At 75.0% G+C, this 22236-nt stretch carries 27 protein-coding genes; 11 read left to right on the forward strand and 16 right to left on the reverse strand.

What is annotated here, in order from left to right; translation table 11 throughout:
* Positions 1-72: 72 nt before the first annotated feature.
* From PKE99_RS00395 to PKE99_RS00405, 3 genes are all read right to left on the reverse strand, one after another.
* Complete coding sequence (locus tag PKE99_RS00395; protein WP_037042258.1) at positions 73-993, reverse strand: decaprenyl-phosphate phosphoribosyltransferase; 921 nt, start codon at positions 991-993, stop codon at positions 73-75.
* On the reverse strand, positions 993-1604 hold the full coding sequence (locus PKE99_RS00400) for a phosphatase PAP2 family protein (protein WP_425566469.1): 612 nt from the start codon (positions 1602-1604) through the stop codon (positions 993-995). Before PKE99_RS00400 ends, PKE99_RS00395 begins: the two co-directional genes overlap by 1 nt.
* Positions 1605-1744: 140 nt before the next feature.
* Complete coding sequence (locus PKE99_RS00405; RefSeq protein WP_037042255.1) at positions 1745-2569, reverse strand: Cof-type HAD-IIB family hydrolase; 825 nt, start codon at positions 2567-2569, stop codon at positions 1745-1747.
* Positions 2570-2645: 76 nt separating this feature from the next.
* Between PKE99_RS00405 and PKE99_RS00410 the strand changes: the two genes are divergently transcribed.
* On the forward strand, positions 2646-3767 hold the full coding sequence (locus PKE99_RS00410; protein WP_037042253.1) for a glycosyltransferase: 1122 nt from the start codon (positions 2646-2648) through the stop codon (positions 3765-3767).
* 64 nt (positions 3768-3831) lie between these two features.
* Here PKE99_RS00410 and PKE99_RS00415 read toward each other — a convergent pair whose 3' ends face one another.
* Positions 3832-4323 (reverse strand): MarR family winged helix-turn-helix transcriptional regulator, encoded by a 492-nt coding sequence (locus tag PKE99_RS00415; protein ID WP_037042251.1) that lies wholly within the window; start codon positions 4321-4323, stop codon positions 3832-3834.
* 58 nt (positions 4324-4381) lie between these two features.
* Here PKE99_RS00415 and PKE99_RS00420 point away from each other — a divergent pair, with 58 nt between their 5' ends.
* On the forward strand, positions 4382-5413 hold the full coding sequence (locus PKE99_RS00420) for an FUSC family protein (RefSeq protein ID WP_037042248.1): 1032 nt from the start codon (positions 4382-4384) through the stop codon (positions 5411-5413).
* Positions 5410-6054 (forward strand): endonuclease, encoded by a 645-nt coding sequence (locus PKE99_RS00425; protein ID WP_037042245.1) that lies wholly within the window; start codon positions 5410-5412, stop codon positions 6052-6054. Before PKE99_RS00420 ends, PKE99_RS00425 begins: the two co-directional genes overlap by 4 nt.
* A 6-nt stretch (positions 6055-6060) precedes the next feature.
* On the opposite strand, the gene PKE99_RS00430 is transcribed toward PKE99_RS00425, so the two are convergent.
* From PKE99_RS00430 to PKE99_RS00440, 3 genes are read right to left on the reverse strand one after another with little or no spacing between them, the layout of a single operon-like run.
* Positions 6061-6507: a DUF350 domain-containing protein gene (locus PKE99_RS00430; RefSeq protein WP_037042243.1), complete on the reverse strand. Its 447-nt coding sequence runs from the start codon at positions 6505-6507 to the stop codon at positions 6061-6063.
* Between the two features lie 48 nt (positions 6508-6555).
* Positions 6556-7722, reverse strand: coding sequence for a glutathionylspermidine synthase family protein (locus tag PKE99_RS00435; protein WP_037042241.1), 1167 nt, complete (start codon positions 7720-7722; stop codon positions 6556-6558).
* 3 nt (positions 7723-7725) lie between these two features.
* Positions 7726-8391 carry a hypothetical protein gene (locus PKE99_RS00440; RefSeq protein ID WP_063739679.1) on the reverse strand — a complete coding sequence of 222 codons (666 nt, stop codon included), beginning with the start codon at positions 8389-8391 and terminating at the stop codon, positions 7726-7728.
* 257 nt (positions 8392-8648) lie between these two features.
* On the opposite strand from PKE99_RS00440, the gene PKE99_RS00445 reads away from it, so the two are divergent.
* Entirely contained in the window at positions 8649-9878 is a 1230-nt protein-coding gene (locus tag PKE99_RS00445) for a septum formation family protein (protein ID WP_197040508.1), read from the forward strand.
* A 13-nt stretch (positions 9879-9891) separates the two neighbouring features.
* Positions 9892-10230, forward strand: coding sequence for a metallopeptidase family protein (locus PKE99_RS00450; RefSeq protein WP_037042576.1), 339 nt, complete (start codon positions 9892-9894; stop codon positions 10228-10230).
* Positions 10231-10301: 71 nt separating this feature from the next.
* Here PKE99_RS00450 and PKE99_RS00455 read toward each other — a convergent pair whose 3' ends face one another.
* Positions 10302-10946: a TetR/AcrR family transcriptional regulator gene (locus PKE99_RS00455; RefSeq protein WP_231498092.1), complete on the reverse strand. Its 645-nt coding sequence runs from the start codon at positions 10944-10946 to the stop codon at positions 10302-10304.
* Positions 10947-11011: 65 nt separating this feature from the next.
* Between PKE99_RS00455 and PKE99_RS00460 the strand changes: the two genes are divergently transcribed.
* A complete protein-coding gene (locus PKE99_RS00460; RefSeq protein ID WP_231498091.1) occupies positions 11012-11596 on the forward strand; it encodes an NADPH-dependent FMN reductase in 585 nt (194 codons plus the stop codon).
* On the forward strand, positions 11593-12957 hold the full coding sequence (locus tag PKE99_RS00465; RefSeq protein WP_063739678.1) for a DHA2 family efflux MFS transporter permease subunit: 1365 nt from the start codon (positions 11593-11595) through the stop codon (positions 12955-12957). Before PKE99_RS00460 ends, PKE99_RS00465 begins: the two co-directional genes overlap by 4 nt.
* Here PKE99_RS00465 and PKE99_RS00470 read toward each other — a convergent pair.
* Positions 12938-13372 (reverse strand): MarR family winged helix-turn-helix transcriptional regulator, encoded by a 435-nt coding sequence (locus PKE99_RS00470; RefSeq protein ID WP_037042237.1) that lies wholly within the window; start codon positions 13370-13372, stop codon positions 12938-12940. The genes PKE99_RS00465 and PKE99_RS00470 overlap by 20 nt on opposite strands.
* Before the next feature lie 74 nt (positions 13373-13446).
* Here PKE99_RS00470 and PKE99_RS00475 point away from each other — a divergent pair, with 74 nt between their 5' ends.
* On the forward strand, positions 13447-14085 hold the full coding sequence (locus PKE99_RS00475; RefSeq protein ID WP_037042235.1) for a maleylpyruvate isomerase family mycothiol-dependent enzyme: 639 nt from the start codon (positions 13447-13449) through the stop codon (positions 14083-14085).
* A gap of 34 nt (positions 14086-14119) precedes the next feature.
* Here PKE99_RS00475 and PKE99_RS00480 read toward each other — a convergent pair whose 3' ends face one another.
* The 3 genes from PKE99_RS00480 to PKE99_RS00490 form a co-directional block, all read right to left on the reverse strand.
* On the reverse strand, positions 14120-14806 hold the full coding sequence (locus PKE99_RS00480; RefSeq protein WP_051736985.1) for a histidine phosphatase family protein: 687 nt from the start codon (positions 14804-14806) through the stop codon (positions 14120-14122).
* On the reverse strand, positions 14803-15762 hold the full coding sequence (pheA, locus tag PKE99_RS00485; RefSeq protein ID WP_051736984.1) for a prephenate dehydratase: 960 nt from the start codon (positions 15760-15762) through the stop codon (positions 14803-14805). The genes PKE99_RS00480 and pheA overlap by 4 nt, the downstream gene beginning before the upstream one ends.
* A gap of 226 nt (positions 15763-15988) precedes the next feature.
* Positions 15989-16891 (reverse strand): hypothetical protein, encoded by a 903-nt coding sequence (locus PKE99_RS00490; protein ID WP_051736983.1) that lies wholly within the window; start codon positions 16889-16891, stop codon positions 15989-15991.
* A gap of 116 nt (positions 16892-17007) precedes the next feature.
* On the opposite strand from PKE99_RS00490, the gene PKE99_RS00495 reads away from it, so the two are divergent.
* On the forward strand, positions 17008-17826 hold the full coding sequence (locus PKE99_RS00495) for a DUF2470 domain-containing protein (RefSeq protein WP_037042232.1): 819 nt from the start codon (positions 17008-17010) through the stop codon (positions 17824-17826).
* Between the two features lies 1 nt (position 17827).
* Here PKE99_RS00495 and PKE99_RS00500 read toward each other — a convergent pair whose 3' ends face one another.
* Together PKE99_RS00500 and PKE99_RS00505 are read right to left on the reverse strand one after the other, a co-directional pair.
* Positions 17828-18184: a DUF3817 domain-containing protein gene (locus tag PKE99_RS00500; RefSeq protein ID WP_037042230.1), complete on the reverse strand. Its 357-nt coding sequence runs from the start codon at positions 18182-18184 to the stop codon at positions 17828-17830.
* Positions 18185-18207: 23 nt separating this feature from the next.
* The gene (locus PKE99_RS00505) at positions 18208-18747 is read right to left on the reverse strand and encodes a hypothetical protein (protein ID WP_063739688.1); all 540 of its coding nucleotides are present in this window, start codon (positions 18745-18747) and stop codon (positions 18208-18210) included.
* A 124-nt stretch (positions 18748-18871) separates the two neighbouring features.
* Between PKE99_RS00505 and PKE99_RS00510 the strand changes: the two genes are divergently transcribed.
* Both PKE99_RS00510 and PKE99_RS00515 read left to right on the forward strand, forming a co-directional pair.
* Positions 18872-19678: a CPBP family intramembrane glutamic endopeptidase gene (locus PKE99_RS00510; protein ID WP_037042229.1), complete on the forward strand. Its 807-nt coding sequence runs from the start codon at positions 18872-18874 to the stop codon at positions 19676-19678.
* A 24-nt stretch (positions 19679-19702) separates the two neighbouring features.
* Complete coding sequence (locus PKE99_RS00515) at positions 19703-20236, forward strand: ferritin (protein ID WP_037042228.1); 534 nt, start codon at positions 19703-19705, stop codon at positions 20234-20236.
* A 110-nt stretch (positions 20237-20346) separates the two neighbouring features.
* Here the strand turns inward: PKE99_RS00515 and PKE99_RS00520 are convergent, their stop codons facing one another.
* Positions 20347-21285, reverse strand: a complete 939-nt coding sequence (locus PKE99_RS00520) for a DUF5926 family protein (RefSeq protein WP_037042225.1) — start codon at positions 21283-21285, stop codon at positions 20347-20349.
* Positions 21285-22136, reverse strand: a complete 852-nt coding sequence (locus tag PKE99_RS00525; RefSeq protein WP_037042568.1) for a DUF4328 domain-containing protein — start codon at positions 22134-22136, stop codon at positions 21285-21287. Before PKE99_RS00525 ends, PKE99_RS00520 begins: the two co-directional genes overlap by 1 nt.
* Positions 22137-22236: the final 100 nt, after the last annotated feature.

The raw sequence follows: 22236 nt of genomic DNA on the forward strand, positions 1-22236 counted from the left end.
GTGATACAGAACACCCGCCCGGACACGACGTCCCGGACGGGTGAAAGGGATCGGGGCGGCCGCCCCGGCGGCTCAGAGATAGACCGCCAGCGTCAGCATCGCGACCCACGCGATCGCGAGGACCTGCAGGACCCGGTCGCCGAGGGCGATCTCCTCGGGCTCGCCGCCGTCGCCGTTGTCGACGTCGACCGAGTATCGCAGCACCGCGACGACGAACGGGACGATGGAGATCACCGACCACACCGAGTTGTGGTGCGCCTCGCGGATCTCGAAGGCCCACAGCCCGTAGGTCATGATCAGCACCGTGGCCGACAGCGCCCACACGAACCGCAGGTAGGACGGGGAGTAGGACTCCAGCGACTTGCGGATCTTCGCGCCGGTGCGCTCGGCGAGCATCATCTCGGCGTAGCGCTTGCCGGAGACCATGAACAGCGAGCCGAACCCGGCGGCGAGCAGGAACCACTGCGACAGCGGGATGGCCGCGGCGACACCGCCCGCGATGGCGCGCATCAGGAAGCCGGAGGCGACGATGCAGATGTCGAGCACCGGCTGGTGCTTGAGCCAGAAGCAGTAGGCCAGCTGCACGCCGACGTAGACGCCCAGCACGATCAGCAGCTGCACCGAGGCCAGCAGCGACAGCGCGATCGCCGCGGCGAAGGCCACCGCCGCGACGCCGTAGGCCACCGGGACCGGGACGATGCCGGCCGCGACGGGTCGGTTGCGCTTGGTCGGGTGGGCGCGGTCGGCCTCGACGTCCTTGGCGTCGTTGACCAGGTAGACGCCGGACGCGGCCAGCGAGAACGCCACGAAGGCGATGGCGAGCTTGACCGCCACGGCGCCCTGGAACAGGTCGCCCGAGGCGAACGGGGCGGCCAGCACCAGGACGTTCTTGACCCACTGGCGCGGGCGCATCGTCTTGACGACGCCGGCCGCCAGACCGATCGGGGTCCGCTGCGGGGCCTCCATCGTCGGGGGTACGTCCGTGCTCGTCATCAGCGCTTCTTCCTGTGGATCAGGCGCGGGATCACGCGCCGGGCGGCGAGGGCGACGCCGGCGCCGAGCGCCGAACCCGTCGCCACGTCGGTCGGGTAGTGCACGCCCAGGACCAGCCGGGACAGTGCCATCACGGGCACGACGGCCAGCGGCGCGGCGGACCGCAGCAGCCCGCCGTAGAGCACGGCGGCGGCGGTGGTCGAGGTGGCGTGCGAGGAGGGGAAGGACAGCCGGCTCGGGGTGCCCACGAGCACCTCGACCGACGGGTGTTCGGGACGGGGCCGGCGCACGACGCGCTTGACCCCGATGGAGGCCCCGTGGGCGAAGGCAACGGCCGCGGCGGACCAGAGCCACTCGGCGCGCCGGCGGCGGTCGACGGCCGCACCGACGAGACCCAGCGCGAGCCAGCCGCCGGCGTGCTCGCCGAAGTGCGACATGCCCCGGGCCGCCGAGACCGTCCGCGGCCGGGCGATCCCGCGCTGGACGGCGGCCAGGACCTGCAGCTCGGGCGAGGCCGGTGCCACATCGGGCTCGAACGGCGCAACGGGGGGTACGGCGGGGACCGTGGGTGCGTCCGGCACGGCCGGTACGTCGAGCGACCGGTCGGTCACGGGCAGGCCTCCTCGCGCTCGCGGCGGGGTTTCCGCGGGCGCCGATCTGCGGGGTGTACGGCGCAGCCATGCTACGCGTCAGCCCCCGGCTCCCCGGTCCGGCGTGCCGGGGCGGATCGTCCCCGCTGGTCAGCCCCGGGTCAGAACCACCGCTCGAGGACCAGCGCGACACCGTCGTCGACGTTGGTCGCGGTGGTCTCGTCCGCCGCCGCGACGACCTCCGGGTGCGCGTTGCCCATCGCCACCCCGTGCCCGGCCCACCGCAGCATCGCCAGGTCGTTGGGCATGTCGCCGAACGCGACGACCTCGTCCGCCCGGATGCCCGCGAACTCCGGCGTGCGCTCCATGAGGTCGAGCAGTCCGGTGGCCTTCGAGACGCCCGCCGGCGCCACCTCGATCAGCCCGCCCGGGTGCGAGAAGGTGATGTCGACGGTGTCGCCGACCAGCGGTTCCAGCGCGGCGGCCATGGCGTCGCTCGACATCCCCTTGGCTCGGACGAGCAGCTTCACCGCGGGGTGGGACAGCAGCCGGTCGCGCTCCTCGGTCGGGGGCCCGCCCCCCGGCCAGGCGTGCTCGTAGTCAGGTTCGGCGACGAACTGGGCCACCTGGTCGTCGAACGCGTGCTCGCCCACCCGCTCCACCCCGAGGGTGGCACCCGGCAGGGCCTCGGCGACGGCCAGCTCGAGCCGGGTGAGGTCCTCCGGGTGCAGGGGGCGGGAGCCGACGATCCGGTCGGCCTCGACGTCGTAGAGCACCGCGCCGTTGGCGCAGACCGCGTACCGGACCACGCCGAGCTGCGTCGCCACGGGCGGGATCCAGCGCGGCGGGCGCCCGGTCACCAGGACGAACGGGACACCGCGGGCGACCAGCCTGCCGACCACGGCCGCGGTGCGGGGGCTGACCTCGTGGTCCTCGCCGAGCAGGGTGCCGTCGACGTCCGTCGCCACGAGGCGTGGGGCCTCCATTGACTACACCATCCACCCGGACACGCCCCCAGCGTACGGGCAGCGGCCGACGCGATCTCCGGGATAGCGTGCGCCTATGCGCGTGCTGCTGGTGTCGGCGCCGCTCACCGGGCACCTGCTGCCGATGCTGCCCCTCGGTGAGGCGCTGTGGGAGGCGGGGCACGACGTGCTCGTCGCCACCGGCGGGGACGCGATGGGCGCCGACACGGGCGACCTTCCGGTGATCGACATCGCGCGGGACCTCTCGTTCGCCCGGATCGCCGCGCGGAGCATGGCCGCCCATCCCCTCGACGCCCGCGCCGAGCTGGCCGGCACCGCGGGCACCCGGATGGTGGCCCGGCTGTTCGGGGCCGTGAACGAGGAGCTCACGGACGGGCTGGTGACCGTCGTCGAGCAGTGGCGGCCCGACGTCGTGGTCCACGAGCCGCTCGCGGTCGCCGCCGCCGTCGCCGCGGCCCGGTACGACCTGCCCACGGTGCTGCTGGAGAACTCGCTGTTCGACGGGCCGTCGCTGGTCCGGGTCACGTCGGAGTCGAAGATCATGCGGCGCGCCCTGCGCCGGCACGGGCTGGAGGATCGCGGGCTCCCGCCCCCCGAGGTGGTGCTGACGACGGCGCCGCGCAGCGTCGTCGGCGAGCGGACCGGGCTGCCGATGCGGCCGGTGCAGCGCGGCGGCGGGGAGATCCCGGCCTGGCTGCGGGTGCCGTCGGACGCGGCGGACCGGCCGCGCATCCTGGTCTCGCGCAGCACGGCGCCCGGCCCGGGTGCCGACCCCATGCCGGGTGCGCTGGCCGCCGCGGCGGAGGTCGACGCCGAGATCGTGCTGGTCCGACCGGAGCCGCGGATCGAGCGCCGGGCGCGCGACGTGGACCGGGTCCGGACGGTCGGGTGGGTGCCGCTGGTCGACGTCATGCCGCTCTGCGCGGCGATCGTCCACCACGGCGGTTCGGGCACCGCGATGGGCGCGCTGTCCGCCGGGATCCCGCAGCTCGCGGTGCCCGGGGCCGGGGACCGGCGGCACAACGCCGAGCTCATCGCGCGGCGCGGGGCGGGCCTGTCCGGGAAGGTGACCGCCGAGGCGCTGCGCCGGCTGGTCGCCGACGGCGAGCTGGCCGCCAACGCCCGCGAGGTCCGGACCGAGCTGGAGGCGATGCCGCCGCCCGAGGCCCGGGTGCCGGACGTGGCCGCCCTCGGCTGAGGCTCGTTTCCGCTGCTCATCCGTGGTGGTGAGTGGCGGGCGCCCCTCTAGGGGCAGTTGCCGCTCACGGTTCCCAGGCCAGCAGCGCCGTCCGGAGCAACGCGGCCAGCGACTCGCGCTGGGCCGGGGTGAGGGCCTCGAGCAGCTCGGCCTCGGCGGCGAGCTGGCGCGGGAGGACCTCGTCGACCAGGCGTTCACCCGACGGGGTCAGCGCGACCCGGGCGGCGCGGGCGTCGTCGGGGTCCGGGGTGCGGGTGACCAGGCCCGCGGCGGTGAGCTTGTGCAGCCGCTTGGTGGTCGCGGCCGGCGAGCCCACCACCCCGGCGGTGAGGTCTCCGGGACGCAGCGGGGCGTCGTTGCGGCGCAGCTGGCTGAGGACGTCGAACTCGGCGCGGGTCACGCCGGCGTCGGCCAGCCAGTCGTCGGCCGCCTGCTGGAGGAACCGCGCGGCCCGCAGGATCCGCCCGACGACGGCGATGGGCTCGGTGTCCAGGTCAGGGCGCCGGTCCGCCCAGACCGCCCGGATCTCGTCGATCGCGTCACGGTTCGCCGTCATCGGCTTCCCCTTTCGTACACCCGTGAAGTAAATTGCTACACCGGTGAAAGGAGTATGCGTGCAGGGGACGCTGGTCCGTGAACTGGTCCGCTTCGAGGCCCACGCCGGGGCGCACCGGCCCGCGCTGCGGTGCGGGATCTCGGTGGGCGTCCCGATGCTGGTGCTGCTCGCGCTGGGCCGGCTGGACCTGCTCGGGGCGGCCACCTTCGGCGCCTTCGCCGCCATCTACGGCCGGAACCTGACGGTCCCGGCGCGGACGGGGGTGCAGGCGGTCACCGGCCTCGGGCTGGTCGCGAGCGTGGCCGTCGGGCTGCTCGCCGCGCACCTGCCCGCCTCCCCCTGGCTCGCGCTGCTCGCCCTGGTGGGGGTGGCCGTCGCCGGCACGATCGGCGGCGAGGTGGTCGGCTGGAAGCCGGGCGGGCCGCTGTTCTTCGTGTTCGCGGCCGGCGCGTTCGCCGGCGCCCCTCCGCTCGGTCTCGCCGCGTCGTTGCAGGTCGTGTCCGTCGCCGCGGGCTCGGCGGGGTTCGCAGTGCTCGTCGGGAGCGCCGGCGCGCTGCTGCCCGGGCACGTCCGGCGGCGGGCGCCGCTGGTCGCGGTCCCACTGCGCGAGGCCGTGCGCCGGGAGATCGTGCTCGAGGTGCTGCTGACCTGCGCGGTCACCGCGCCGCTCGCGGTGCTGCTCGGGGTGGAGCACCTGTACTGGGCGCTGGTCGCGGCCGTCGTCCCGCTGTCCGTGCCGGGCTCCCGGGCCCGGGTGACCCGGGGCGTGATGCGCATCGGCGGCACGCTGGGCGGGCTGGCCGTCGCCGCGGTCCTGCTGGCCCTGCACCTGCCGGGGTGGGCGATCGTCGTCACGGCGGTGGTGCTGCAGACCGGGGCGGAGCTGCTGGTGATGCGGAACTACGCGATCGCGCTGCTGCTCATCACGCCGCTCGCGCTGGTCGTCGGCACGACGATGCATCCGGCCGACACCGCGACCCTGCTCACCGACCGGCTCGTCGCCACGGTGGTCGGGGTGCTGGTGGCGCTGGCCGTCCTGGGCCTGCGCGGCCGTGCACGGGCCCGCCGCGCCGGGTACCCGGAGGGATGAGCACGCCTCAGGACACCGTGACCGCGCTGCTCGACGAGGCCGGCGAGACCTACGCCGAGCAGGCCGGGATCACGCTCAAGGACACCCCCGCACCGCTGTACCGGCTGCTGGTGCTCGCGGTGCTGCTCTCGACCCGCATCCGGGCGGACATCGCCGTCGGCGCGGCGCACGAGCTCGTCCGCTCCGGCATGGGCACGCCCGAGAAGATGCGCGACGCGAGCTGGCAGGACCGCGTCGACGCCCTCGGCCGCGCCCACTACACGCGCTACGACGAGAGCACCGCGACCGCCCTCGGCGAGGGCGCCGAGCTGCTGCTCGACCGGTGGAAGGGCGACCTGCGGCGGCTGCGCGAGGAGGGCCGCGGCGACCCGGCCCACCTCCGCGAGCTGCTCACGGAGTTCCCCCGGCTCGGGCCGACCGGCGCGGACATCTTCTGCCGCGAGGCCCAGGCCGTGTGGCCCGAGCTGCGTCCGGCCCTCGACGGCAAGGCGCGGCAGGGCGCCGAACGCCTGGGCCTGCCGACCGATCCCGACGACCTCGCCGCGCTCGTCCCCGACGACAGGCTCGCGCACCTCGCGGCCGCGCTGACCCGCGCGGCGCTGGCGAAGGACGTCGTCGCGAAGGTGCGCGAGGACGCGTGACCCGGCTCAGATGATCGCGACGGCCACCACGAGGCCGAGCGCCACGTGCGCGGCCGCGACCACCCATGCCTCGGCGTTGAGCTCGTCGGCCGCCAGCACCTCGCCGATCCGGATGCCGGTGACCCACTCCAGCAGCCGCACCGCCGCGACCTGCGCGATGATCCCGACCAGGCCGAAGATCAGGGCCGCGAGCAGCCCCTCGGCCAGCAGGCCCGAGGCGCTCCAGATCGCCACGACCACGATGAACGCCATCGAGATCATCCCGGCGGCGGTCACCAGCACCGCGCCCGGGCGGCCGTCGCGGACCAGCCGGTTCAGCTTGCCGGGTGTGGTGATGTCGATGGCCCAGAAGCCGATGAGCATGAGCAGCGCGCCGAGCAGCGCGTAGAGCAGGATCGCGCCGACGCCACGGCCGATGTTCGCGAAGTACACCGCATCGAGGGCGAGGGTCATGGGGTCCTCCGGGAGGAAGGGGACGGGGAGCGGGGTGCGGGGCGAGGATCAGTCCTCGGGGATGCGGTGCGGCACGAACGCGGCGCCGTCGTCCGTCACCAGTCCGGCGGTCTCGCGGATGCCGAGGCCGGCCGAGCCGTCGCCCACGATCCACGCGCCCAGCGCGGGCCGGAAGCCGTCGAACTCGGGCAGCGGGTCGAAGAGCTGGTAGACGTAGCCCTCCTCGCCGTACACGCCGCCGGTCGAGACCTGCGAGCCGGGCGAGACGATGTCGACGTTCGCGCCCTCGCGGCCCAGCAGCGGCTTGCGCACGTACTCCGTGAGCAGGCCCGGGTCGTGCAGGTACGCGGGCAGCAGGTTCGGGTGCCCGGGGTACATCTCCCACAGCACGGCGAGGATCGCCTTGTTCGACAGCAGCGTCTTCCACAGCGGCTCGAGCCAGAGCGTCTCGGGCAGGCTGCGCACGACGTGCTTGCCGAACTCCTCGGCGAGGATCCACTCCCAGGGGTAGAGCTTGAACACCGTGGCGATCGACGCCTCGGCGAGGTCGACGAAGCGGTCGAGGTCGACGTCCCAGCCGAGGTCCTCGATGCGCAGGCCCACCGTGTCGAGGCCGGCCTCCGCCGCGGTCTCCTGCAGGTACCCGACGGTCACGTGGTCCTCGCCGGTGGAGTCGCCGCCGGACCAGGTGAAGTGGACCTCGGAGCCCGGCAGCGTGCCCTTGATCTCGCCCCACCGCTCGACCAGGCGCTCGTGCAGCGAGTTCCACTGGTCGTCGTCCGGGTGGGTGTCCTTGAGCCAGTACCACTGAAGGATCGACGCCTCGAGCAGCGTGGTCGGGGTGTCTGCGTTGTACTCCAGCAGCTTGGCCGGGCCGGAGCCGTCGTAGCGCAGGTCGAAGCGGCCATAGACGTGCGGGTCGTGCCGCTTCCACGAGGCCGCGACCTTCTCCCACGCCCACTCGGGCAGGGCGAAGTCGCGGAACCGCTCGGTGGTGACGATGTGGTCGACTGCCTCCAGGCACATCGAGTGCAGCAGCTCGACGTCCGCCTCGAGGGAGAGGATCTCGTCCATCTCGAAGACGTAGTGCACCGACTCGTCCCAGTAGGGACGCGCCAGCCCGTTCCGGTCCCGCCCCGGGGCGTCGTACACCAGCCCCTGGTCGCGGACGATCTGCTGCCAGCCGGGGCGCGCGGCCCCGCGTTCACGGCGCACCGCTCAGCTCCCGCTGCTTCCGCCGGACTTCCCGCCCGACGACGAGGACCCGCCCGACGTGCCCTTCGACCCGCCGGAGGACGAACCGCCGTTGCTCACGCCGAGGCCGCCGCGCGAGATCGTCTTGCCCGAGGGCGTGCGGACGGTCCCGTTCTGGGGCACGGTCGTGGTCCCGCCGGTGGCGACCTGGCCGATGTTGCCCGTGCCGCCGTAGTTGTAGTGGTACTGGCGGCCGCCGGTCCCGATGAAGATCGGGAAGAAGCCGCCACCGCCGTAGTAGGTGTTGTTGCTGGCCGAGGCGGGGGTCACGCAGTTCGCGTCGTCGACGACCACGTTGTTCTCGTCGACGCAGCGGGCCTCGACCTCCTCGTCGTCCGAGGCCACGGCGTACCCGACGGCGATCAGCGCGACCACGCCGACCACGACGCCGGAGCCGATGAGGATCCGCTTGCGCTTCTTCCGGCGCCCGGCGTCCTCCTCCGCCTGCCGGGCCTCCTCGGCACGGCGGCGGGCGCCCTGCTCGCGGGCGCGCTTCTCGGCGAGGGTGGGTTCACGGGGCGTGGTGGAGGCGTCCTGCTGCGCCATGCGCCCGCGGACCCTCTCGACGGGCCGGGTCTCCCCGGTCTCGTCCGGCGGCCCGGGCTGGTCCCGGCCGTCGTTCTCCGTCATGCGTCCACCCCCGCCGCGCACCGTATCCGGTCGGGGCGGACGTGCGGAACCGCCCTCGGTCTCGGCTCGGTATCGACCCGACCAAGATCGTGACACCGTTCACCCGACCCGGGAGGCCTCCCGTCGCGCAGGATCACCGGATCGGGGTTCCTCGTCGTCCCCCGGCGACACCTCGCAGCACACGCCCGACCGATGACCGAGCGACGGCGGCACCGGATCGGGGTCGCCCGGACGGGGACGGCAAGATGGTCGCCGACATGGACGAGCTCCCCACCCCGTCCGGCGGCCGCTCCCCCCTCGCCGTCGCCGACCGCCCGGCCCGCTCCCCGCGGACGAGCCCGCCCGCGCCACCCCGCCGGGGTGCGCGCCTGCCGGGCCGCCGCCAGGCGCGGCGGATCGTCGCGGCCGTACTCGTGGGCGCCGGGGTGATGCTCGGCGTGGCCACGCTCGACACCGTCGCCGGCGCCACCGTGCCGGTGCTCGGCTCGCTGGCCGCGCTGCCCTCGCCCAACGGCACCTCGGCGGACGTCCAGGACATCCCGCCGCCGCCGACCACCCCCGGCACCTGCCTGAACTGGGCCCGCGCCGACGCCGCGGACACCGCGGTCGTCGACTGCGCGCAGCCGCACCTGTTCGAGCAGTCGGGCACGGTCCAGCTCGCCGACCAGCAGGCCCTGCCGGACGACGCGACGATGCGCCAGCTCGTCAACGAGCGGTGCACCCCGGTCGTCCTGCAGTACCTGGGCGGCAAGTTCGACCCCAACGGCAAGTTCCGGGTGGGCGCCCTCAAGCCGTCGCAGAAGAAGTGGGACGAGGGCGACCGCGAGCTGCGCTGCGGCGTGCAGAGCGCCTCGCGCTCCGGCGCGCTCTACCCGCTGACCGGCAAGGCCGCCGACCAGGACCAGTCCGGGGTGTACGAGCCCGGGACCTGCCTGGCGATCGACGGGCCGCGGGTCGGCGACCCCACGGACTGCGCGGGGCCGCACGCGGTGGAGACGGTCGGCGTCGTCGACCTGTCCCAGAAGTTCCCGGAGGGCTTCCCCGCGGTCGGCGACCAGGACGGGTTCCTGCAGCCCGAGTGCAGCCGGATCGCGGGCGAGTACGCCGGCGGCCCGCAGGTCATCACGGACAAGAAGCTCACCGTCTACTGGGACAACATCACCGAGGACTCCTGGAACGCGGGCACCCGCAAGGTCAACTGCAACCTGGCGGCGCTGCTGCCGGACCGCAGCGGGTTCGCGCCGGTGACCGGTCCGGTGAAGGGCGCCGTGACCGTCGGCGACCAGCCCGCGCCGCCCGCGACCACCACGCCGAAGCCGGGCGTCCCCGCCCCGCCGACGCAGTCCACCACGCCGACCACGGACCCGAGCGCGCCGCCGTCGAGCTCGGACCCGGCGGCTCCGCCGAGCACCGAGGCGCCCGCGCCGTCGGAATCCGAGTCGGCGGCGCCCGCGCCGCTGCCGGTGGAGGTCCCTGCGGCACCCTGACGTCGTGGTGGAGATGAGCCGGGCCCGGTTCGACGAGCTGGTGTCCGACGCCCTGGACACGATCCCCCGGCGGCTGACCGCGGCGATGGACAACGTCGTGGTGCTGGTCGAGGACCGGCATCCCGACGAGCCGGGGCTGCTGGGGCTGTACGAGGGCGTCGCGCTCACCGACCGGACCAGCGACTACGGCGGCGTCCTGCCCGACCGCATCACCATCTTCCGGGACGCCGTGCTGGACATCTGCGCGACCGAGGAGGAGGTCGTGCACGAGGTCGCCGTGACGGTGGTGCACGAGATCGCCCACCACTTCGGGATCGACGAGCACACGTTGCACGAGCTCGGCTGGGGCTGACCCCGTGAGTGCCGAGTGACCCTAGAGGGGCAGCCGGCACTCACGACCCCCGCTGAGCTGCGCAGATCCGGTCAGGGGGCGTAGGCGCGCAGGAACGCGTCGACGCCGGTCGCGACGATCGTGTCGATCTCCGCCTTCGGCACCGGGAGCGCGCCGTGGAAGGACCGGCTGGTCACCTCGCCCGCCGCGAGCAGCACGAGGTGGCGGGCCGTGCGGTGCGGGTCCGCCTCGCGCAGCCTGCCCTCCGCCATGAACCGCGCGAGGTGCCCGGTCAGCGCGCGCTGCACCCGTCGCGGGCCGGTCTCCTGCCAGGCCTCGAGCGCCTCGGCGGGGATGTGCAGCACCTCGGCCTGGATCTGCCGGACGAGCGCGAAGTGCTCCGCCGCCGTGGGCTGCGCGTGGGCCCGGCCGAAGGCGAGCAGCGCCTGCTCCAGCGCCTCCGGACCCTCGCCGACGTGCGCGAGGTGGCGGTCCATCTCGGCGATCTGCTCCTCGGCGACCCGCTGCGCACTCTCCTGGATCACCGTCTCGAACAGCGCCGCCTTGTCACGGAAGTGGTTGTAGATCGTCCGCGTGGAGACCCCGGCCTCCCGGGCGATGAGGTCGATGCTCGCGCGGGTGTAGCCCTCGCGCGCGAACACGGCGAGCGCGCCGCGCAGGATCGCCCGCCGCTTGTCCGCGAGCCCCCGGCGCATCCCGGTCCCGACCGTCGTCACGGTCGACTTCCTACCGGATGCAACGAGCGTTGTCACTTTGCCATGCACGTTGTACTTTACCGGTCGTGAACAGCGACATCAGGATCGGGATCATCGTGGGCAGCACGCGCCCGCAGCGTCGGGGCGGGATCGTGGCGGGCTGGGTCCAACGGGTCGCCGAGGCCCACGGCGCGACCGTCGAGCTCCTCGACCTGGCCGCCTTCGACCTGCCCATGCTCGACGAGCCGAGCCCGGCGATCCACGGCGACTACACCGGCCCGCACACCCTGCGCTGGGCCGCGGCGGTCGCGGCCTGCGACGCCTTCGTCTTCGTCGTCCCGGAGTACAACCACTCCTTCCCGGCCGCGGTGAAGAACGCGATCGACTACCTGTTCGCCGAGTGGAACGACAAGGCCGCCGGCCTGGTCGGGTACGGCGTGCAGGGCGGGGTCCGGGCCGTCGAGGCGCTGCGGCCGGTGCTGGCCGAGGTCGGGATCGCCGACGTCCGGACGCAGGTCTGCCTCAACCTCATGACCGACTTCGTGCTCACGGGCCCGACCGACGTCGGCCGGATCGCCGCGGCCGAGCACCAGGAACCGATACTGCGCCGGATGCTCGACGAGGTCACCGCCTGGGCCGGTGCCCTGCGGAGCCTCCGAGCCCCGGTGTGACGATCCGGGACCCCGCGACCCGGAGGATCGCCGCGGTCGTGGTGCTGGGGGCCCTGCTCTCGATGCTCGACGCGACGGTGGTCGCCGTCGGGCTGGAGTCGATGGCCCGCGACCTCGGCGCCGGCCTGGGTGCCGCACAGTGGATCGCGCACTCCTACCTGCTCGCGCTGGCCGTGGCGTTGCCCGCGTGCGGGTGGCTGGGCCGTCGGATCGGCGCCGGGCGGCTGTGGGTGCTCGCGCTCGCCGGGTTCACGGCGGCCTCGCTGCTCTGCGCCGCTGCACCGACTCTCGGGCTGCTGGTGGCCGCGCGGGTGCTGCAGGGAGTGGCGGCGGGGTTCCTCGTGCCGACCGGGCAGGCGCTGCTGGGCCAGGCCGTCGGGCCGGACCGGCTCGGCCGGGTGATGGCGGTGCTCGGGTCGGTGGTCAGCCTCGGCCCGGCGCTCGGCCCGGTCGTGGGCGGCGTGCTGCTCGACGTGGCGTCCTGGCCGTGGCTGTTCCTGGTCAACCTGCCGATCGGCGTGGTCGGGCTCGTCGCGGGGCTGCGCGTGCTGCCGCGCGGGGTGCCGACGCGCACCGGGACGCTCGACGTCGTGGGCCTGCTCCTGGCGGGGATCGGCCTGTCCGCGCTGGTGTACGGCCTCACGGCGTGGGGCGAGCAGGGCGCGCCCGCCGTCGTGGGCGGGACGGTGCTCGGTGGAGGAATCGCGCTCGTCCTGTTCGTGGCGCGGTCGCTGCGCCGCCCGCACCCGCTCACCGACCTGCGCCTGTTCGCCGACCGCCGGTACGCCACCGCGACCCTCTGCAGCACCCTCACCGGCGCGTCGCTCTTCGGCACCGTGCTGGTCTTCCCGCTGCTCCTGCAGCTCGGCCGCGGCACCGACACGACCGGCACCGGCCTCGCGCTGCTCTCCTACGGGCTCGCGACGGCGGTGTCGACGCCCCTGGCCGGCCGGCTCACCGACCGTGTCGGCGGCGGCGTCGTCGCGACGGCGGGCTGCGCAGGGCTGGTGCTCACCGCGCTCCCCTTCGCAGTCGCCGAGCCGGGGCCGGTGCTCCTGCAGGTGTTGCTGGTCCTGCGCGGGATCGCGATCGGCTTCGCGGCCATCCCACCCACGGTCGCGGCCTACGCGGCGGTGCGGCCGGAGCAGCTGCCGGACGCGACGACCCAGCTCAACGCCCTGCAGCGGGTCGGCGGGGCGGTGGGCGGCGCACTGGTGGCCACCACCCTGGCGGCGCTGCTGCCGCACGGCGCGGGGCCGGCCTTCGCCGCGGTGTTCTGGCTGCTCGCGGGCCTGGGGGCGGTCGCCCTGGTCCCGGCGGCCCTCCTCGCCCGGAGTCCGGTCACCGCCACGGGTCGGTGATCTCCCGCAGGTCGGCGAGGAGGGTGCGGAGCTGCGCCATCCGCCGCGCGCCGAGGTGCGCGGTCCACTCCGCCTCCACCTCCGCGACGATCCCGCGGGACACCTCCACGCTGCGTGCGCCCCGCTCCGCGACCCGGACGAGGCGGGCCCTGCCGTCGGCCGGATCGGGCACGCGCTCGACGTACCCGGCACGTTCCAGCTGGTCGACGAGGAAGCTCGCGCTCTGCTTGGTGATCCCGGCCTGCTCGGCCAGCTCGGTCGTGCGGCTGCCGCCGGGGGCGATCCGCTGGAAGACACGGGCCTGGGCGGGGGTGAAATCGTCGAACCCGGCCGCAGCCAGACCCTCGAACACGCGGAACTCGAGAGCCCGGTAGGGCAGGAAGAGCAGCAGCCCGGTGTTCAACGACTCCGTCACGCTTGACGATCCTACGAGATGGTAAGAGACTCTGACGAAGTTGGTCAGTTTCTCTGACTGAATCGGGGTGGCCGATGGAGCGCGACGAGAAGTGGGCGGTGATCGCCGGACGCCGGCGGGAGCTCGCCGACCTGCTGGCCGGGCTGCACGAGGAGGAGTGGGAGCGCCCCTCGCTCTGCTCGGAGTGGCGGGTCCGCGACGTCGCCGCGCACGTCGCGCTCACCCCGCAGTCGCCGGGCATGCTGCGCATCCTCGCCGCGGGCGTGCGCGCCGGCGGCGACCTCCAGGCCGTCAACAGGGACCTCTCGCTGGCGCACGCGCGGCGCCCCACCACCGAGCTCGTCGCCGAGCTGCGGGAGCTCGCCGACAGCCGCGCCCGACCGGCGATCACGACGCTGGACAACCTGCTGTTCGACGTCCTGGTGCACGTCCAGGACATCGCCCTGCCCCTCGGGCGCGCGGTGCCGATGCCGCTCGCCGCGGCGCGGGAGGGGCTGGACCGGGTGTGGCGGATGGGCTGGCCCTTCTGGGCGCGGCGGCGCTTCCGTGGCACGCGGCTCGTGGCCACGGACGTCGACTGGACCGCGGGCGACGCCGACGGCGCGGAGGTCCGCGGGCCCGCCGCGGCCCTGCTCCTGCTGCTCACGGGGCGCAGCGCGGCCGCGCTGCCCCGACTCGCCGGGGACGGGCTCGTCCGGCTCGCCGCACCCTGACGGCCTCCGGGGGGTGGCCGTCAGGGCGCCCGCGTCAGTGCGCCTCGGGTGCGGCGCCCGCCGTGACGTCGCCGACCAGCGCGGGACCGGAGTCCCACAGCTCCAGCGCCCACCCGGTCTCGACGGACCGGTCGCGGCGCAGCACCACCCGGCCGGCGTTGGGCACGTACCGGGTCTCGGCGGTGTCGCCGAGCAGCGCGGCGGCGGCGAGCCGGATCGCGGCGCCGTGGCTCACCAGGACGACCATCCCGCTCGGCCCGTAGGCCCGCTCCGTCTGCTCGACGATCCGGTCGACGGCCGGCAGGTACCGGGCGCGCAGGTCCAGGGCCGACTCCCCGCCCGGCAGGGTGCGCGCGAGGTCGCCGCCCCACCAGGCGTCGTACACCTCGTCGAACTCCCGGCGGGCGGGCTTGTCGGAGCGGCCCTCCAGCTCGCCCACGAAGATCTCGTGCACCCCGTCGACCACGGTCACGCCCAGCCCGTGGGCCAGCGCGACCGGCTCGGCGGTCTGCCGGGCGCGGATCGCCCGGGAGGCGTGCACCGCGCGGATCGGCCAGTCCGCGATCAGCTCGGCGACGCCCGCCGCCTGGGCCCGGCCCGTCTCGTTGAGCGGCGCCCCGGGCGGGACGGTGTCCAGCGCCCGCGCGACGTTGGCGTCCGTCTGACCGTGCCGCAGCAGGACCAGGCGCAGCTCGTCCTGCTCGGGCTCCTCGGGGGTCATGTCCACTCTCCGTTCCGCACTCCCTGCAGCCACTCCTGTGCCGCCCGGTACGCCGCCGCGTCGGCCCCGTGCAACGGGACCGCGGGCGCCCCGACCCCCTCCACCGGCTCGGGCGCGCCGGCCGCCCGTGGGTAGGAGCCGAGGAACCGGACGCGGTCGCAGCGGCGGTGCAGCGCGGCCAGCGCCTCGCCCATCGCCGGGTCCGCGACGTGCCCGCTGCAGTCGAGGTGGAACCAGTAGTCCGCGTGCCGGTCCTTGATCGGGCGGGACTCGATGCGGGTCAGGTCGATCCCGCGCACGGCCAGCTCGGTGAGCAGCCCCAGCAGCGAGCCGGGCCGGTTCTCCGTGGTCAGGGCCAGGGTCGTGCGGTCGTGCCCGGTGGCGGGCGGCGGCGTGCCGGGCCGGGTGACGAGCACGAAGCGGGTGACCGCGCCGGCGTTGTCGGCGATGTCGTCGGCCAGGACCTCGAGCCCGTGCTGCTCCGCGGCCAGCGGCGACGACACGGCGGCGTCGACCTCGCCGCGCGCGACCTGCGCCGCACCCTCCGACGTGGAGGTGGCCACCCGCACGTCCGCCTCCGGCAGGTGCGCGGCGATCCAGCCGCGGGTCTGCGCGATGCCGTGGCCGTGCGAGGCGACGGACCGGACCCCGGCGAGGGTCGTGCCGGCGCGGCCGAGCAGGACGAACCGCACGGGGATGACCGCCTCGCGGACGATCACCAGCGGCGGCTCCTCCACCAGCCCGTCGAGCACGGGCGGGACGGCGCCCTCCACGCTGTTCTCGATCGGCACACAGCCCGCGTCGACGGTGCCCTCGCGCACGGCGCGGAGGACGGCCGGGTTGCCCGGCAGCGGCACCAGCTCCGCGTCCTCGGACTCCGGCAGCGTGCGCAGCGCCTGCTCGGTGAAGGTGGCGTGCGGGCCGAGGAAACCGATGCGGGATCGGGGACGGGGCACGATCGGCCAGCCTAGTCGGGCCGCCGGCGGCCGCCGCGCTGCCCCGTCCCGACCAACGGAGAGGGCCGGAGGGCCGAACTTCGCGATCCGGTCGAACCGGCGCGCCCTCGCGCTCGTAGGTCAGGACAGGGAGTCGCGATCCGAGGTGACGGGGGGTCTTCGGTGCGCGGACGCCCCCAGGGGTCGCCGGACCCCGCGCCCGGGGTCCGGCGGCTCACCGACGCGCCTACAGCAGGCCGAGGGTGGCGAACTCGCTGATCGACATCGGGTCGGGGTCGATCCCGCAGCAGGTGAACAGCCCGCGCACCGTGTCGACCGTGCGTCCGGACAGCGCCTCGGCCTCGGCGACGAGCGCCTGCCCGTCCGTCTCGCGGAGGGCGTCGGCCACGGTGCCCGCGCCGCCGGTGCCCAGCTCGCGGGCGACGGCGAGCAGCAGGTTGAGCACGCCGTGGCGGCCCCGGTCCGTCTCGTTCTCCGGCATCGGCCGGACGGCCTCGCGCAGCCCGATCGCGGTGAACCCGCGCCCGGCCCCCACGGTGACCTGCAGGAACCGCTCGACCTCGGCGACCGACGGCACGTCCGACTGGCGCGGACCACCGCAGCGCAGCTTCGGGGTGCACCCGTGCTCGGCGACCCGCTGCACGGCGTCGAGCCAGGCGTCGATCTCCTCGGCGGTGCCGCCGAGCGGGCGCCGCGGCTCGACCACGGGCGTGACCTCGTCCGGCACGAACTCGGACACGCGTTCGAGCCAGACGGCGTCGACGTCCGGCGGCGCGGCCGTCTCGACCGTGCGCGGCGTGAGCAGGCTCGACCGGGAGAAGACCGTGGACAGCGCCTTCGGCACCGCGCCGAGCCCGGTGTCCACGACCAGCGAGAGGTCGACGGGCCGCGACGGCGCCGAGCGGGCCAGCTCGGTGACCAGGGCGGGCAGGCGCGAGACGGGGCAGACCAGGTGACCGATCATGCCCCCGTAGGCCCCGTCGCGGGCCGACAGGTAGCGGGCCACCACGGCGTCGATGCTCGGGGCGACCATCCGCGGCTGGACGAGGCTCGCGTCGTCGACCAGGCCGGCGAGCAGGGGACGGATCGGCCACGGGTCGGCGGAGGATCCCGAGGGCACGGTCGTCACGGGTACGCACGCTAACCCGCCGTTCACACGGGCCCGACAAGGGGTGGCGCTCCGGCCCTGGACAGGCTCGTCGTCCGGCAGCTAACTTAGCCTCACCTAACTCGGAGGTGAGCTACGTGGGACAGACCCGGCTCCGGCGTCCGCCGGCACCTGCGGACGCCGAACGCGCCCGGAGCGTCGCGGCGCGCGGCGGGGAGGCGGCACTGGTCGGGACGGGCGGACCGGAGCCCGTCGTGCCGCTGGTGCACCACGTCCACGCCGACGGCTCGGCCGTCGTGCTGCTGCCCGACGAGTCGCCGGTCCTCGAGGCGATCCGCACCTCGGACCGGGGCGAGATCCCGGTGATGCTCGAGCTGACCGACCGCGCGCCGGTCGAGCTGCGCGAGCCGGTCCGCGCGCTGCTGTGGATCAGCGGCTGGCTCCGGATCCCCGACGCGATCTCGGCCCGCCGGGCCGCGATGCAGGTCGCCGACGTCGCGCCGCACCCGCGGCTGCTCGACCTGGGCCACGGCGCCACGCTGGTGAAGCTCACCCCGAGCTCGGCCGTGCTGGCCGACGCCGAGGGCACGGCCGCGCTCGCGCCCGTCGACCTGGCCGCCGCGCGTCCGGACCCGTTCTGCCGGATGGAGGACCACTGGCTGTCGCACCTCGAGGAGGCGCACCCCGAGGTCTTCGACGCGCTCGCGCGGCACCTGCCGGCGCCGCTGCGCTGCACGATGGGTGCGCGCGTGCGCCCGCTCGGCGTGGACCGGTGCGGGCTGCGGCTGCGGGTGGAGACGCCGGAGGGCGACCACGACGTGCGGCTCGCGTGGCCGCAGGAGGCCACGACGGCCGAGGAGCTGCGCGTGCAGCTCGGGCTGCTGGTCGGGTGCCCGTTCCGCCAGGTCGGCGGCGGCGCGCACGACCGGGTCGACGAGGCCGTCGACGAGGCCTGAGCTACGCCTCCTGCTGCAGGGCGCGCTCCCGCTCCTGCACCCGGTGGGTGACCTTGCGCTCGGCGATGAACGAGCAGATCGGGATCGTGCCCGCGAGCAGCACCAGCAGCGCGAACACCGGCGTGAACCGTGCGCGCTCGGCCAGCACCAGCGTGGCCACGATGTAGGCCATGTAGAGGAAGCCGTGCAGCATGCCGATGATCGCCGTGGGCCGCGGGTCGCCGGCGAAGTACTTCATCGGCATGGCGTAGAACACGAGCAGCAGCAGCCCCACGCCGGTGATGTAGGCGAACACGCGGTACAGCGGCAGCCGCCACCCGACGGGTCGCCGGGCGGTGGACGTCCTGGGGCTGGTCACGCCTCGACTCTAACCGCGGCGGCTCACCGCTCGTCCGCGGTCTCCCGGTCCCGGGCGACGCCGTGAGCGGCGTCGCGGGCGGCCAGGCCGGCCAGCATCCGGTTGTACTCGGCCAGGCCGGGCGCCTCCGCGTCGGTGACGGGGGCCGGCGCGGCGACGGGGCTTCGGGTGAAGGGGCTGGCGTCCCACGGCGGCGGGGCGTCGTCGGCACTCGTCCCGGCCCGGACGTCCGCGCCGGTCCCGGCGCCGGTGTCGGCGCCGGCTTCCAGCGGGGCGGGCTCGGGTGGTGTGGGAACCGTCTCGGGCTCCGCAGCCGCGGGCCCCTCGGCCGCCGCGGTCTCCCGGTGCTCCAGTAGCTCCAGCCGCAGGAAGCGCCACCACATGTAGGCGAAGAACACGGCGAAGATGGGCCACTGGATGCCGTAGCCGACGTTCAGCGCGGAGCCCAGCGCCGATCCGGCGCGGTCCCACTGCCAGATCGCGGCGAGCACGCACCCGGCCACCGCGAGGATCGCCAGCACGTGCCAGAGGATCCAGCGGGGGGACAGGACCACGCGCCACACGCCGCCCACGATACGCGGTCCGGCGCAGGCCCCGGCCGCCCTCGCCGCGCCCGGGTGACCACCGGCGAGGAGGCCGCGCACGGGGTCCGGTACCTGCGGCGGCGGTGGGCGGTAGTTTCGGGTCGTGGCGGCAGGTCGGGTCGGGCGGTGGCTCGCGGCCCCGCCGTCCGGGATCGCGGAGGTCACCGATCCCCGGGCGCGCCGGCTGATCGGGCTGGAGATCGCCGTGGTGCTCACGGTGACGCTCGGGCTCTCCGCCCTGCGCAGCGCCCTGTCCCTGATCGACGCGCTCCTCTCCCCCACTCCCCTGTCGGAGCAGCAGGTCGCACTCAACGCCCCCGCGGCCCAGGCCGACCTGGTCGACCTCGCGCTGCAGCTGGTCCGGGTGCTGCAGCTCGTCGGCTGGGGCGCCCTGGCGGCGTACCTGCTGCTGCGGGCCGGGATCCCGCTCGCGCGGATCGGGCTGGACCGGACGCGCCCCGGGAGGGACGCGCTCGGCGCCGTGGGGCTGGCCGCGCTCATCGGCATCCCCGGCCTCGGGCTCTACCTGCTGGCCCGGGCCCTCGGCGTGAGCCTCGACGTGGCCCCCAGCACGCTCGACGACGTCTGGTGGCGCACCCCCGTCCTGATCCTCGCGGCCGCGGCGAACGCCTGGGCCGAGGAGATCGTGATGATCGGGTACCTGCTGACCCGGTTGCGCCAGCTCGGCTGGTCGGCCGACCGCTCGGTGCTCGCGGCCGCGGTGCTGCGCGGGGCGTACCACCTGTACCAGGGCGTGGGCGGGTTCGTCGGGAACCTGGTGATGGGGCTGGTGTTCGGGCGGGTGTGGCAGCGGACCGGCCGGCTGTGGCCGCTGGTGGGGGCGCACGCGCTGATCGACGTCGTGGCCTTCGTGGGGTACGCCCTGCTGCCCGCGAACCTTCGCCCGTAGGGTCGCCGAGGTTACCCTTCCCGGGTGTCCGACTCGAAGTTCCTCGCCCTGCTCAAGGACCAGATCCGCAGCGAGTTCACGGCCTCGCAGCAGTACACGGCCGTCGCGGTGTGGCTCGACGGGGAGGACCTCCCCCAGCTGGCCGCGCACTTCTACGCCCAGGCGCTCGAGGAGCGCAACCACGCGATGAGCATGGTGCAGTACATCCTGGACACCCACGAGCGCGTGCAGATCCCGGGGATCGACGAGGTCCGGAACGACTTCGCGACGGTCGAGGACGTCGTCTCGCTGGCGCTCGAGCAGGAGAAGCGGGTCACCGAGCAGATCACCACGCTGGCCCGCACCGCGCGCGACGAGGGCGACTACCTCGGCGAGCAGTTCATGCAGTGGTTCCTCAAGGAGCAGGTCGAGGAGGTCGCGTCGATGTCGACGCTGCTCACCGTGGCGCGCCGGGCCGGCGACAACCTCTTCCACATCGAGGACTTCGTGGCCCGCGAGCTCACGAAGGGCGAGGCGGCGGACCCGTCCGCCCCGCCCGTCGCGGGCGGCCGCGTCTGAGAATGCGCATTACGGAACCATGATGCGCACAATCCGGCCCGAGAATCGCGTTATGGAACCATAATGCGCTCGATCCGGGCTCGAACGCGCATTATGGTTCCATAGCGCGGTCAGCGCAGGGTGATCTGCTTGCCCGCGAGCGCGTCCCGGGCCGAGCGCTCGGCCGGGGTCAGCTCGTCCGTGGAGGCCAGCGCCTGGGACAGCCGCTTCGCGAAGGCCACCGCCGGGGCGGCCCACTCCTTGGCGTGCATCTCCCGGTCGACGTCCCACACCGGTACGAGCAGGCCGTGGGCGCGGAAGGCGCCGGCGTAGCGGCTGCCCTCACCGAGGTCGAGCTCGCCGGCCGCCTGCAGCCGGGCCAGCGCCGGCATGAGCGCGTCCTCGGCCTCCGGGCGCACCCAGCGCACGTGCGCCTTCGTGCCGGTGTCGACCCAGTACGCCGCCCGGACGCCCTCGCCGCCGAGCGCCTCGGTCGGCATGATCACCGAGTTCGCGCGCTCGATGGTCGCGGCGATCTCGGCGCCGGGCTCCTCGCCGTCGGCGGGCAGCCACCAGGCGAAGTCCTGGTGCAGCTCGAGGTCGAGCTCGGCGTCGGCGACCAGCAGGTCCTGCAGCCGGACGACCTCCCCTTCGCCCACCCCGGGCCCGACGACGGGCAGCGCGGACCCCGGCTCGGCCGCCTCGGCCCAGCGCAGCGCCTTGGTGAGGTCGGCGGACAGGTCGCCCGAGCGGGTCTGGACCTGCATGCCCAGCAGGATCTCGCCGTTCGGCCGCACGAGCGCCGCGGAGGCGCCCGGCAGCACCGTGGCCAGCCGGACGGCGCGCTCGCCGGTCTCGCGCAGCGGGAGCGGGGCCACGGCCGACGGCAGGAACTCGCGCATCGCGACGAGGTCCGGCTCGGCGGCGAGCCCCTCGAAGGGCCGGGTGACGATCACGTCGTCGCCGGCGCCGTGGCACGCCTTGTACCGCTTGCCCGAGCCGCAGGGGCAGGGGCGGCGCGGGTTCTCGCCGGTCGCGGCGCTGGACTTGTCGCGGTTCTTCTTGGCCATCAGGGCGCCACCGTAGCGCCGGGCGCCGCCTCGTCCTCCGCCGGTCCCGGCGGCCGCACGGCGACGAGCGTCTCGCGCCGGACCGGCCGGGCCGGCTCCAGCAGCGCCGTGAGGTAGCGCAGGACCCGCACCGTGACCAGCGCGGTCGCCGCGGCGAGCAGGTCGAGCACCGCGTGCAGCAGGACGCCGTCGGCCATGGCCTGCACGCCCCCGCGGAACGACCACAGGAACACCACGACGCCGAGCACCACCCCGGCGCCCCACAGCCCCCACCACACCAGCAGCAGCCGCGACGGCCGCGGGCGCTCGGCGGGCGGGCGGTCCAGCCCGGCGTGCTCGATCTCGGCCAGCAGCGAGCCCGGCAGCGACAGGTTGAGCCCGGGCACCACCCACCCGGCGACGACGGCGGCCGCGGGCCGCGCCGGCACGGTGCCGGTCCGTTCGGCGGCGGCCTCGCGGGCACGCAGCGTCCAGAGCACCATCAGCACACCGCTGCCGACCAGCCCCGCCAGCGACGCCCAGCCGCCGAACGCGACCGCGGCGTCGGAGAACGCGACCAGCCCGGCCGGCAGCGCGTCGGCGCGGCTGAGCACCAGCAGGACGTACCGCAGGATCTCGGCGAGCGCGGCCACGACGGCGACGCCGGCGGTGACCCGCAGCAGGACGTCGAGCGGGTGCGCGATCCGGGCGGCCCGCTCGAGCGCCGGCACACGCTCGGCCTCGGGCTCGCCGCGCCACGGGAGCGGCGGGAAGCCCCAGCGTGGCACCTCCCGGTAGCGGGGCGGGCCGGTGTACCGGAAGCGGGGGCGGACGGGCGGCCGCGGCTTCCCGTCCGGCGGTGGCTCAGCCACCCAGGCCAGCGCGGCGAGGTAGCGGCCGCAGTACGGGCAGAAGGGCCCGGACCCGGGCGGCGCTACCCGCCCGCACCGCGAGCACGCCGGTGGCCGGGCG

Source organism: Pseudonocardia halophobica (genome assembly GCF_027922425.1).
Lineage (GTDB): Bacteria > Actinomycetota > Actinomycetes > Mycobacteriales > Pseudonocardiaceae > Pseudonocardia > Pseudonocardia halophobica.